The organism is Mariniflexile sp. HMF6888 (assembly GCF_044335535.1).
Classification (GTDB): Bacteria; Bacteroidota; Bacteroidia; order Flavobacteriales; family Flavobacteriaceae; genus Mariniflexile.
The window spans coordinates 677,088-690,027 of record NZ_JBIQVZ010000001.1; the positions used below are offsets into that span (position 1 = coordinate 677,088).

Annotated in this window: 13 protein-coding genes; 7 read left to right on the forward strand and 6 right to left on the reverse strand. The window is 37.3% G+C overall.

Translation table 11 applies throughout. The features are described 5' to 3' along the window. Positions 1-119: 119 nt before the first annotated feature. The 6 genes from ACGLWY_RS03220 to ACGLWY_RS03245 form a co-directional block, all read right to left on the reverse strand. Positions 120-881, reverse strand: a complete 762-nt coding sequence (locus tag ACGLWY_RS03220; protein WP_396618226.1) for a DUF1080 domain-containing protein — start codon at positions 879-881, stop codon at positions 120-122. 21 nt (positions 882-902) lie between these two features. Continuing rightward, on the reverse strand, positions 903-1,958 hold the full coding sequence (locus ACGLWY_RS03225) for a sugar phosphate isomerase/epimerase family protein (RefSeq protein WP_396618227.1): 1,056 nt from the start codon (positions 1,956-1,958) through the stop codon (positions 903-905). Continuing rightward, entirely contained in the window at positions 1,958-3,103 is a 1,146-nt protein-coding gene (locus ACGLWY_RS03230) for a Gfo/Idh/MocA family protein (protein WP_396618228.1), read from the reverse strand. Before ACGLWY_RS03230 ends, ACGLWY_RS03225 begins: the two co-directional genes overlap by 1 nt. Before the next feature lie 9 nt (positions 3,104-3,112). Then, on the reverse strand, positions 3,113-4,342 hold the full coding sequence (locus tag ACGLWY_RS03235; RefSeq protein WP_396618229.1) for a nucleoside permease: 1,230 nt from the start codon (positions 4,340-4,342) through the stop codon (positions 3,113-3,115). Positions 4,343-4,365: 23 nt separating this feature from the next. After that, positions 4,366-5,364: a sugar phosphate isomerase/epimerase family protein gene (locus ACGLWY_RS03240; protein ID WP_396618230.1), complete on the reverse strand. Its 999-nt coding sequence runs from the start codon at positions 5,362-5,364 to the stop codon at positions 4,366-4,368. A gap of 110 nt (positions 5,365-5,474) precedes the next feature. Then, positions 5,475-6,497 carry a helix-turn-helix transcriptional regulator gene (locus ACGLWY_RS03245; protein ID WP_396618231.1) on the reverse strand — a complete coding sequence of 341 codons (1,023 nt, stop codon included), beginning with the start codon at positions 6,495-6,497 and terminating at the stop codon, positions 5,475-5,477. A 104-nt stretch (positions 6,498-6,601) separates the two neighbouring features. On the opposite strand from ACGLWY_RS03245, the gene ACGLWY_RS03250 reads away from it, so the two are divergent. From ACGLWY_RS03250 to ACGLWY_RS03280, 7 genes are read left to right on the forward strand one after another with little or no spacing between them, the layout of a single operon-like run. Further along, positions 6,602-8,326: a GMC oxidoreductase gene (locus ACGLWY_RS03250; RefSeq protein ID WP_396618232.1), complete on the forward strand. Its 1,725-nt coding sequence runs from the start codon at positions 6,602-6,604 to the stop codon at positions 8,324-8,326. Positions 8,327-8,360: 34 nt separating this feature from the next. Further along, the gene (locus tag ACGLWY_RS03255) at positions 8,361-10,076 is read left to right on the forward strand and encodes a GMC oxidoreductase (protein WP_396618233.1); all 1,716 of its coding nucleotides are present in this window, start codon (positions 8,361-8,363) and stop codon (positions 10,074-10,076) included. 10 nt (positions 10,077-10,086) lie between these two features. Next, on the forward strand, positions 10,087-10,683 hold the full coding sequence (locus ACGLWY_RS03260) for a gluconate 2-dehydrogenase subunit 3 family protein (RefSeq protein WP_396618234.1): 597 nt from the start codon (positions 10,087-10,089) through the stop codon (positions 10,681-10,683). A 24-nt stretch (positions 10,684-10,707) separates the two neighbouring features. After that, positions 10,708-11,490, forward strand: coding sequence for a DUF1080 domain-containing protein (locus tag ACGLWY_RS03265; protein WP_396618235.1), 783 nt, complete (start codon positions 10,708-10,710; stop codon positions 11,488-11,490). 18 nt (positions 11,491-11,508) lie between these two features. Next, positions 11,509-11,694, forward strand: a complete 186-nt coding sequence (locus ACGLWY_RS03270) for a twin-arginine translocation signal domain-containing protein (RefSeq protein ID WP_396618236.1) — start codon at positions 11,509-11,511, stop codon at positions 11,692-11,694. After that, entirely contained in the window at positions 11,657-12,085 is a 429-nt protein-coding gene (locus tag ACGLWY_RS03275; protein ID WP_396618237.1) for a Gfo/Idh/MocA family protein, read from the forward strand. The genes ACGLWY_RS03270 and ACGLWY_RS03275 overlap by 38 nt, the downstream gene beginning before the upstream one ends. Positions 12,086-12,138: 53 nt before the next feature. Beyond that, positions 12,139-12,936, forward strand: coding sequence for a hypothetical protein (locus ACGLWY_RS03280; protein WP_396618238.1), 798 nt, complete (start codon positions 12,139-12,141; stop codon positions 12,934-12,936). Positions 12,937-12,940: the final 4 nt, after the last annotated feature.

Genomic DNA, 12,940 nt, shown 5'->3' on the forward strand with positions numbered 1-12,940 from the left:
TAAACCCATTAATTGTGTTTTTTTTAACAACACTATTTAAAAAGTATCCTAACCATCCCTTAAGTACCTAAAATAGAATCTACGCCATCAAACAAACGAGGACAAATCTTTATTTTTTATTAGTTCAGTTCCCTGACCCAAATATTCCGATAGCTAACACCACTGTTATCTCCGTGGTCTTGCAGCATTAATGGCGCCTTACCGTGTGGGGTGTTTTTTGGCCAGCCAATATATTCGGTAGTTCCTTTAATCGTTACGTGGTCTTGAATCAACACGTTATTATGGAGTACTGTAATGGTAGCCGATTTTGTTTTATTTCCTTTGGAATCAAACTCAGGGGCATGGTAAATAATATCATACACATTCCAATCTCCTGTTGGCGCAGATGCTTTTGCTAATGGAATGGACTGTTTGTAAATAGACCCCACTTGCCCATTAACATAAGTATCATTATTATTATTGTCCAACACCTGAACTTCATAGCGCTTTTGAAGAAATACACCACTATTGCTTTTGCTTTGATTAGAACCTGTGTTTTCAAGTGAAGAACGCCATTCTATATGCAATTGAACACTACCGAAATTCCTTTTTGTTTGAATATCTCCCGTTTTGTCTTTAACTGTCATACTACCATCATTATTTAAAACCCACTTCACTTCAGTGGAATCAATCACTGAAATCCATTCATCAAAATTGGCCCCATCAAAGAGCACAATGGCATCTGATGGTATTTTTGTTTCTGGATCTACGATCACTACTTTAGGTTTTGGCTCCCAAATTTCAGTCTCTTCTGGTTTTGTTGGTTCTTGAGCAACAGTTACGGTTACATTGGACGCAAAAAAAAGTAAGCCTAAAATTCCAATTGTTATTATTCTTTTCATTGCTAAGAGTTTTATTTTTTATTAAATACCAAGTATTCTTCTTAATTGATCTTCATCTGTATTACCTCCACCGGCAAAATCATCGAACGCCTTATTGGTGGCTTCAATAATATGGTTTGTTATAAATGAAACACCCTCTTTTGCGCCTTGTTCCGGGCTTTTAATAACGCATTCCCATTCCAGAACCGCCCAAACATCACATCCATATTCTGTAAGTTTTGAGAACACCTTTTTAAAATCCACCTGACCATCTCCAGGCGAACGATAACGTCCTGCTCTATCTTTCCAGTCATTATACCCTCCAAACGTTCCCTTTTTTCCTGTTGGATTAAATTCTGAGTCCTTCACATGGAACGCTTTAATAAATTGATGGTAATGATCTATGTAGGCCATGTAATCAAGTTGCTGAAGCACAAAATGTGATGGATCGTATAAAATATTAACCCTTTTATGATTTCCTGTTGCTGCCAAAAAACGCTCAAACGTATCTCCGTCATGGATATCCTCTACCGGATGCACTTCATAACATACATCCACGCCATTGTCCTCAAATGCATTTAAAATTGGCTTCCAGCGGTCAGCAAGTTCTCTAAATCCCATATCCACTAACCCTTTTGGTTGTTGAGGCCATGGATGCACCATGGGCCATAACAAAGACCCTGAAAATGTAGCATGCGCTTTTAATTTCAATCGCCTACTTGCAATGGCCGCATGTTTCATTTCTTGAATGGCCCAAGCTGTTCTTTCTTTTGGTTTTCCTTTTAAATGGGCTGGGGCAAATGCATCAAACAGGATGTCATATGCCGGATGCACTGCCACTAACTGCCCTTGGATATGGGTGGAAAGTTCTGTTAATTCTAAACCATAAGAGTTTATTTTTCCTAGCAACTCATCACAATAGGTTTGGCTTTCTGCCGCTTTTGACAAATCAATAAGTCGTTCGTCAAGCGTTGGCATTTGAATGCCTTTATACCCTAAATCACTTGCCCATTTACATAACCCATCCAAAGAATTGAATGGTGCTTTGTCATCCATAAATTGCGCTAAAAATATGGCAGGTCCTTTTATAGTCTTCATTAATCTACGTTTTCAATGTTCACCCAAATATTTCCGTTTTGATGGGATTCAACCACTTTTTCAATAAAACTCATACCTCTTACGCCATCAATCATGGTAGGAAATTCACCATGGTCATAAGGTTCTTTATTAATGGCTTTTGCTACACCTTTATAAATGTTCCCCATAGAGTCAAAAATACCTTCAGGATGTCCTGGTGGTAATTTAGTGCCATCCAAGGATAGTTTGGAATTGTAAGTGTGTCCGGGTTTCAATACCCTAAGTGGCTTTCCATCTTTCATTAAATATAGATAATTGGGGTTTTCTTGTTCCCACTTTAGCCCAGCTTTATCTCCATACACTTTTACAATAAAATTGTTTTCCTCACCTGTTGCAATTTGGCTAGCACATATAACACCCTTAACGTTATTGCTACAGCGCAACAAAACCGTTCCATCTATATCCATTTTATTGTCTGAGTACAGATAATTCAAATCTGCCAAAACAGATTCAATTTTTATTCCTGAAACATATTCTAACATATCGAATGCGTGTGTACCAATATCACCAACACAACAACTGATTCCTGATTTTTCAGGATTCAATCGCCATGTGGTTAAACGCTTTTCCTTATTGTGAATGATTGGGTTTATCCAACCTTGATAATATTGCGCATCCACTTTTTGAATTGTGCCCAATTCACCATTTTTAATCATCTCACGCATTTGCCTAATCATGGGATACCCTGTATACGTATAGGTAACGGCAAAAACGGTCCTCGCTATTTTTAAGGTATCGTTTAAAACCTTGGCTTCTTCAAAAGTGGTGGTCATCGGTTTTTCACAGATGACATTAAACCCATTCTCCAATAATTTTTTCGCCATGGGAAAATGAAGAAAGTTTGGTGTAAGAATGGACACCACTTGCATTCTTTCATTCAAAGGAAGTTTTAATTCCTCTTCAATTAAGGCATCAAAGTCTTTATAAACCCTATTGGTTGGCAAGCCTATCTTTTCAGCAAAACCAATATTTTCCTCCCATAAAGGATTAAAAACACCACCAACTATTTGATATTTATCATACATTGCCGATGCTATCCGATGCAGTACCCCTATTAAAGAATCGCCTCCACCACCTAAAATACCTAATCTGATCTTTGAGCCCATCAATTGTGTTTAAACTTTATATTCTACTTTTTCGTTTTTGAATAAAATGGCGAAAAACAGCAATACACCTACTGCAAACAATGCCGGAAATGTCCATAGATCACTCCAACTATGAGTCCCATCTGCCAGCACGTTTTTGTCAGCTATTTGTCCTGCAACCCAAAAGCCAACTAACATTCCAACGCCATAGGTTGCCAATGTTATCAATCCCTGGGCGGCACTTTTTACTTTTTCACCTGCTTTAGCATCGGTATAAATTTGACCGGACACAAAGAAAAAATCATAGCAAATCCCATGTAAAGCAATACCAATGGCTAGCATAAAAAATAAATCTCCAGCATTTCCGTAAGCAAATAGGGCATATCTAATCCCCCAAGCGAGCATGCCAAAAAGGATGGTTTTTTTAAATCCGAATCTTTTAAAAAAGAACGGCAACAACAGCATAAAACCTACTTCGGAAATTTGCCCCAAAGCTGCCCAAGCTGTAGAATCCTCAACTTTATATTCCGTTAAAAAAAGACTGATGTTTTGATAGTAGAATGCCAATGGTATACAGATCAATACAGAAGAAACAAAGAACACCAAAAAGTTTTTGTCTTTCAATAATTTCAACGCATCCAAACCAAGTGTTTCTGATAAAGACACTTTTTCTCCTTTCACTGTTTTTGGCGGCGTTTTTGGTAGCGTAAAACTGAAAACACCCAATACCGCTGACGCAATAGCCACCATAGTAAAGGTATTTGACAGCATGCCAGATGCAATATTGCTTTCAGAATCCCACTTAAAAACAAAACTTATTATCAGCCCAGCAATAATCCAGCCAATAGTACCAAAAACCCTAATCATGGGAAAATCCTTGGCAGGGTTTTTCATCTGGTTAAATGATACTGAATTGACCAAGGCCAACGTAGGCATATAAGCAACCATATAACTCAATACATAAAAATAAAAGTTTGCGAACTCAGTTGATTGAGACATTTGATACATTAAAACAGCCCCTATAAGATGCAAAACCCCAAGTATCTTTTCAGCATTAAAAAATCTATCGGCTATCAATCCAATAATAAAAGGCGCAATGATAGCACCCCAAGATTGGGTTGAAAATGCCATTCCTGTTTCTGCTCCTGTAGCATTTAAATTATTCCCCAGAAAAGAACCTAAAGTCACAAACCATCCTCCCCAAATAAAAAACTCGAGGAACATCATAAAGGACAATTGAAATTGCGTTGATTTTTTCATAAAGAGTTTAGTTAGTTAAATTTTTATTTCAGTTCATTCGCAACCTTTAAAAGTAATTTTTTTGTTGCATTAATACCATCTTCCTCACTTAATCTTGTACCCTCGTATTCTACACCTACATAACCTTTATAACCACCGTCTTTAACAATTTGCATCATTTTCCCATAATCAATGATAGTTTCGTTGCCATCTTTATCAAAATCATAGGATTTAGCGCTAACTGCTTTTGCGTAAGGCATCATTTGTTGCACACCGCCGTATCGGTCGTATTCTTCTATACATTTGGCACCCCCTTGTTCACCACCTTCACGTTTTAAACAAAAGTTGCCAAAATCGGGTAGCACACCACAATTGTGCATATTTACACCTTTCATAACTTCTACAAGTAAAGGTGCATTTGAAGATAAATATCCATGATTTTCTACGATCACATCAATACCTTTTGTTTTGGCATAAATGGCCAAATCTGTTAAACTCTTAACGGATTGTTGCACCCAAACCGTTGGGTCTTCACTTCCAAACAAATTAACACGCACATAATAGCATCCTAAAAAAGCAGCGGCATCAATCCATTTTTTATGATTCCCTACACCCTGAAGCCTTTCCTTTTCATCTGGTGATGCCAAGTCGCCTTCATTGTCAACCATAATCCCGACATTTTTTAAACCATTGGCTTCGCTTTTCATTTTCAAGGAATCCAAAACTTCTTGCAAGGCGGCTTTAGAATCGGCACTATCCTTATAAAGTGGTTTATAAAGCTGGCTCACATACTCTAAACCTTCAAATCCCATTTCTTTAGCTTTATCGGCAAAATCTATTGGATTAAATGTTTTATCCATAATCATATTATGTATGGACCATTCGGCCAACGATAATTTAAAAAACGGTTTTGAAATTGCTTGGGTTTCTTCGGTTACTGAACTTTCAGTGCTTTTCTTTTTTTTATTGTTTACGCAGCCCAAAAGGATGAGCAAAAAAAGTAAAACAAAAATTGAAAGCACTTTTCTGTTAAGGGTGTTCATTTTCATTAGTCTAGTTTGTTTAAAAAAATTTAGAAGTTGAAAATTATAAAATCCATTTACCAATTTTGTGTATATTTATTCAGTGAAAGAATTTAAACAAACAAAGCCTTTCAAAAAACCGGTTCAAGTTTTTTTTGTCGATATTCCAAAGGGGTGCATTTTTCTTGCTTTTTGAAAACGGTTGAAAAATATTGACTGGTTGAAAATCCACAAGCAAATGCCACTTCAGATACTGTGATAAATTCGTCTTTAATTAAAATCTCTTTTGACATTTCAATGCGTTTCATCATTAAATAACGCATTGGTGTTAAATTGGTTAGCTGTTTGCAGTGATGGGTAAATCTTGTCAACCCAACCCCAGCTGATTTGGCCATATCTTCAATGGTCCATGCTTCTGATAAATTATTGTTTAACTCACTTAAAAATAATTTGACACTTCTAGAACTATCGGTTAGTTGTTCATTAAGTTCAACTTCCTCCTCTAGCAATAAATCTAAAATCAAAATCAATAAATAATTGATTAACAACCTTATTCTTGATGAATTACTCCCTTCTACATCTGTATCTACTGCCTTTCCTATTCTTTGAAAGCAATCCCGTATACGTTTATCTGCTTTCCATAAAATCTTTTCGTTTTGCCTTAATATGATTGTAAGCTTTTCAAGATCATTGGGTGCCAACATAATCCAGTCTGGCCAAACCCAGTTTTGATGTGGCCTTCTAACTTCCAAATCCAAAATAACCCAGTAGAATTTTCCCATCCCAATGGAAGGATTCCCTACTTTATGCACTTCCCAAGGCCTAGTGATTGTTAAGTAATTGGGTAAAAGCACCATATCTTTATTCTGCTGGGCATAAGGCATGGTACCCGACTCTAAAAAATGTATTTCAATACCTTCATTTCTATGCCAATCTAAACCCCAATCTTGTGGCTCATTGGCATCCCAATACCCAACGCTGTTCAACCCTTTGGTGTCATCGGTCAACCTATCTCCTGGATAGGTGTATCTTGCCAGGGCCTTAAACTTTAGTTTCTTTCTGTTTACAGCATCAACAAGCGGCAAACAGGTGTCAGCCTGATAGACAATCCCGTCCGCTTCAAAGGGCGTTATTCTTTGTACATTTATCTTCACTGAAAAAAATTAAACACAATTAACACGCAAAATACTTAATTTGGCGAGAAATGTATAATATTATACACATTTAATTATCAAATTATTAAAAAATTTACATTTAAATGAGCAATATTGAAATCAAAGTTTCAGAAGAAGAGTACGATGCAATTGTTGTTGGCACTGGTATTTCTGGCGGATGGGCTGCCAAAGAGCTTTGCGAAAAAGGATTAAAAACATTGGTTCTTGAACGTGGCAGAATGGTTAAACATGTTGTAGATTACCCAACAGCAAACATGGATCCTTGGGATTTTCCTGATGGTGGTGACGCAACCAGGGAAACCATTATGCGCAAACCAAAACAGCATCGTACCGGATCAGTAACTGAGCAAGCTACTGAGCACTTTTTTGTTGATGATATTAAACATCCTTATAATGAAGACCGCCGTTTTGACTGGATAAGAGGATATCATGTGGGAGGACGTTCATTAATGTGGGGAAGACAAAGTTATAGGCTTAGTGACATTGATTTTGAAGCAAATAAAAAAGAAGGTATTGGTATAGATTGGCCCGTACGTTATAAAGATATTGCTCCATGGTATGATTATGTTGAAGAATTTATAGGGGTTAGTGGTGAAAATTTAGGCCTCAAACAACTCCCAGACCAAAAGTTATTAAAACCCATGAACCTTAATTGTGTTGAAGAGCATTTAAAAAGTAAAATCTCAGAATCGTTTGATGATGGCAGACTACTAACCATAGGCAGAACAGCACATGTTACCGAAGGCACCAAACCTGGTTTAGGCAGGAGCACTTGCCAATACAGAAACAGATGTGCAAGAGGCTGTCCTTTTGGCGCCTATTTTAGCAGTAATTCATCAACATTACCTACCGCCGAAGCCACAGGAAATATGACCTTAAGGCCCAATTCTATAGTAAGTGAGGTTATTTATGATGACACCACAAAAAAAGCCACAGGGGTCAAAGTGATTGATGTAGAAACCAAGGAAACCATTGTTTATAATGCAAAAGTTATTTTCTTATGTGCTTCAACCATGGCATCGGCATCTATTCTACTTCAATCAAAATCAGAACGTTTCCCTAACGGACTGGGAAATGACAGTGGTGAATTAGGGCATAATATTATGGATCATCATTTTCATGTCGGGGCATCTGCAAAAACTGACTTGTTTAATGATAAATACACCAAAGGAAGGAGAGCCAATGGAATTTATATTCCAAGGTTTAGAAATCTTGGAGGCAAAACCGACACAAAAGAATTCAAAAGGGGCTATGGTTATCAAGGTGGTGCATCAAGAGAAAGTGTTTCTGAACTGGTAGCCGAATTAAAATATGGCCCAAAACTAAAAGAAGCCATTTTAAAACCAGGCGAATGGAACATTAAAATTACGGCATTTGGTGAAACGCTTCCTGACCATAAAAACAGAATGTACCTAGATTATAAAAAACTTGATGAATGGGGTTTACCCACAGTAACGTTTGATGCCGATTTTGGTGAAAACGAACTCGCGATGCGTAAAGACATGCAAGAACAAGCCGTGAAAATGTTAGAAGCAGCAGGATTTAAAGATGTTGAAGGATTTGATCAAGTTGAAGGAAGAGCCATGGGATTAGGAATCCATGAAATGGGAACAGCCAGAATGGGTAGAGACCCCAAAACGTCTGTATTAAATAAACACAATCAAATACATTCCTGTCCTAATGTATATGTAACCGATGGCTCATTTATGACATCTTCAGCTTGCCAAAATCCATCATTGACCTATATGGCATTTACAGCCAGAGCCGCAAATCATGCTGCTGAACAATTGAAAAAAGGAAACCTTTAAATGGTTAAAAGAATCAAATTCTAACAACAAACAAATGGGGCGTTTAGCTTTAAATTCAATTGATTATACATATGATGCCATTGTTGTTGGCACAGGTATTTCTGGTGGTTGGGCGGCCAAGGAACTTTGTGAGAATGGATTAAAAACCTTGGTTCTTGATCGTGGAAGAATGGTCAGGCATGTTAAAGACTATCCTACCACAAACCTCGATCCATGGGACATGCCCAATGGTGGAGCTCCTTCCAGAGAAACCAAAGAACGTAAACCTAAGCAACACCGTACGGGGTTTGTCACTGATGAAGCACATCAACATTTCTTTGTTGACGATTTAAAACATCCCTATAATGAAGACCACCGTTTTGATTGGATTAGAGGATATCATGTTGGAGGACGCTCCATTGTGTGGGGAAGACATAGTTATCGGTGGAGCGATATAGATTTTGAGGCCAATTTAAAAGATGGCATTGGTGTAGATTGGCCCGTGAGATATAAAGAAATTGAATCTTGGCATGACCATGTTGAGGAATATATTGGTGTATGTGGTGAAAATCTGGGTATCAAACAACTTCCAGACCAAAAGCTTTTAAAGCCAATGAATTTGAATTGTGTTGAGGAATATTTTAGAAGTAAAGTCGTCGAAAATTTTAACAACCGGGTTGTTACACATGGTAGAGTTGCCTATACTACAGAGGGCACAAAACCAGGTTTAGGAAGATCTACTTGCCAGTATAGGGATAGATGTATGCGTGGCTGTCCGTTTGGTGCTTATTTTAGCAGTAATTCATCCACGCTCCCAGCAGCCGAAGCTACAGGAAATATGGCCTTAAGGCCTTTTTCAATTGTTCACGAAGTTGTCTATGATGAACATCTTGGCAAAGCGACAGGTGTTAAAGTTATTGATACTGAAACCAAAGAATCTTTTGAATTTAAGGCTAAAGTGATTTTCTTATGTGCCTCATCAATGGCATCTGCCTCCATTTTATTACAATCAAAATCCAATCGATTCCCTAATGGGCTTGGTAATGATAGTGGTGAATTGGGACACAATCTTATGGACCATCACTTTAGTGTGGGCGCTCATGGTACCGCAGTAGGATTTGATGACAAATATTATAAAGGGAGACCACCTGCAGCTATATATATTCCAAGATTTAGAAATTTAGGTGGTGATACCGACCAAAAAGACTTTATAAGAGGTTATGGTTATGAAGGTGGTGCTGGAAGAGGCCGTTTGTCAGATATCGTCACTGAGCTTAAATATGGTCCTGATTTAAAAGAAGCCATCTTAAAGCCCGGTGAATGGCGTCTGGGAATAACTGCCTTTGGAGAAACGCTTCCAAATCACAATAACCGAATGTATTTAAATTATGAAAAGAAAAATGAATGGGGTTTACCAACCATAACTTTCGATGCTAATTTTGGTGACAATGAACATGCCATGCGTAAAGACATGAAAGAACAGGTCGTTAAAATGCTAGAAGCAGGAGGCTTTAAAAACATTGAAGCTTATGACGATATTGGAGGCATGGGCTTGGGTATTCGCGAAATGGGATTTGCCCGTATGGGAAAAGATCCCAAAACATCCGTCCTTAATAAATACAACCAAGTACATACCTGTAAAAATATATATGTCACTGATGGTGCTTTTATGGCTTCTTCTGCCTGTCAAAACCCGTCACTTAGCTATATGGCTTTTACGGCTAGAGCTGCTAATCACGCAGCAAACGAATTAAAAAACAACAACTTATAAATACCACATTATGAAACGTAGAGACGTATTAAAAAATATAGGATTTACAGCTGGCTTTTTTGTAGCCACACCCTCCATTATCAGTTTGTTGCAAAGTTGCACCAGTGATGTTAAAATATGGACTCCTGAATTTTTAAGCCCAGAACAAGGCATTGTACTAACAAACTTGGTTGACGTTATCTTACCAAAAACCGACATTCCATCAGCAACAGAAATGAATGTTCCACAGTTTATTGACAAGTATTTTAATGAAGTTTTAGAAGACGAACAACAAGAACAATTTAGAAATGCGTTTAACAATGTTTTGTCCATTCTAAAAAAAGATGGCGATGAATCTGTTGAAAAGATTTCAGAAGATGATTATAAATCCCTTTTGGATACATATATGTTGGGGGAAGATGACATTGACCAAGAAAGAGAAGATAATCCAGAGTCCTTGGAAATGACAAAATCTGAATTCTTAAATAATTTAAAATGGATGACCATAAAAGCTTATGTTACTACTGAAGAAATAGGTGAACATGTTTTAGCCTACGATCCTGTTCCTAGCGCCTATTACTGTGGTGACCTGCAAGAATTGACAGGCGGAAAATCCTGGTCACTATAAAATAACTTAATAACTCTTTTAATTATGGTACGTCTTTTAGGTAAATTATTTATTTTTATTTTATGTCTATCACTTTCTTCAAATTGTCAAAAGAGAGAAAAAAAAGAAACTGAAAATTGGATACAACTTTTTAACGGAAAGGATTTAACCGGATGGGCTGTTAAAATAAATGGGGACCCGTTACATGAAAATATACATAATACCTTTAGGGTTGAAGATAGTATTTTAAAGGTTTCCTATGATGGGTATGATGATTTTGGAACATCCTTTGGGCATATGTTTTATGAAAAACCGTTTTCAAATTATATATTAAGATTACAATATAGGTTTAAAGGTGAACAGGCAAAAGGGGGAAGTCCATGGGCCACCAAAAACAGCGGCATTATGATTCACTCACAATCCCCAGAAAGTATGGAATTAAATCAAGCTTTTCCTGTTTCATTAGAAGTTCAACTGTTAGGCGGTCTTGAAGAAGGTGTAGAACGACCTACCGGTAATTTATGTACTCCTGGTATGCATGTAACCATGAATGGAAAATTAATCACAGAACATTGCATCTCTTCTACTTCTCCAACTTTTTATGGAGATGAATGGATTGATGTTGAAGTTGAAGTCCATAATGATTCCCTTATCACGCACAGAATAAATGGAAAAGACGTGATTTCATATTCAAAACCAGTATTTGGTGGTGAATACAATACTACTTTTAAAGAAGGAGAAGCCGTTAAAAGCGGATATATTTCATTACAAAGTGAAAGTCATCCCATTGAATTTAAAAATATTGAATTGTTAGAGCTAAAACCATAGTATTTTAAATATTTGTAAATGAAAACCAACCACCAAACTAGCAGACGATCTTTTATAAAAAAATCATCGCTAACAGCACTTGGCATATCAATCATACCAAGACATGTTATGGGTAAATGCTTCATTCCTCCAAGTGACAAATTGAATATTGCTATAATAGGTGGTGGTGGAAAAGGTTTTAGTGACGCCGTATGGTGCATCTAATATTGCAGCTATATGTGATGTAGACTGGAATAGAGCCACTCAAGCTTTTGAACTATTTCCAAATGCCAAAAAATTTAAAGATTACAGAAACCTTTTAGATGTGATGAAAGATATTGATGCTATTACGGTATCAACACCAGATCACACCCATGCCGTGATTGCTTTGGCTGGCATGCAATTAAACAAACATGTTTATGTGCAAAAACCATTGACCCACAATATTTATGAAGCACGTAAACTTACAGAAGCTGCCAATAAATATAAAATAGTCTCCCAAATGGGTAACCAGGGAGCTTCAGGTAAAGGTGTTCAAACCATGATAGATTGGTTTGATTCTGGAATGATTGGCACAGTGAGCCAAGTACACGTGTGGACCAACAGACCTGTTTGACCCCAAGGGATTAAAACACCAACAGACAAACCCACTTTATTGAGTGGTTTAGATTGACATGGATAGGGCCTGCAAAATGGGTTGATTACCATCCGTTGTACCACCCCTTCAAATGGCGTGGTTGGTGGAATTTTGGAACAGGAGCCCTTGGCGATATGGGCTGTCATTTAGTTGATCCTCCATACAGAGTTTTAGGTTTAGGTTATCCAACTGAAGTTGAAAGCAGTGTGGGTACAGTTTTTACACAAGATTGGTTACCTGACTATTATCCAGAATCCTGTCCGCCTTCTTCAAGAACCCAATTAAAATTTGCTGCTACTGAAAAAAATCCTTCAGAAGTCAAATTAAACTGGACCGATGGTGGCTTGCGCCCGTTCCATCCAGATCTTATTCCGGCAGATCATCCCATTGGAGATGAAGATAATGCCAATGGTGTAATCATGATTGGTAAAAAAGGTATTATGACATGTGGTACTTATGGTTTGAATCCGAAAGTATATCTTAATTCCGGAGAAATCATAACACTTCCTTTAGAAGAAGAGAACACAGATGTATTACCAGAAAACGGCCATCAGGCAAAATGGGTTGAAGCCTGTAAAGATGGCTATGGTAGCAAGAAACATAGGGTTTTAACCTCTTCATTTGATTTTGCTGGTCCACTTACAGAGTCTATTTTAATGGGAAATTTGGCCATTAGAAGTTATAATTTAAGAGAAAACATCGAGGATGGTTTTGAATACTCTGGTCGTAAAAAATTGCTTTGGGATGGTGTCAACATGAAAATAACCAATTTTGAACCAGACAATCAGTTTGTAAAAAGAACATACAGAGAAGGTTGGAAATTAGATTGATCCG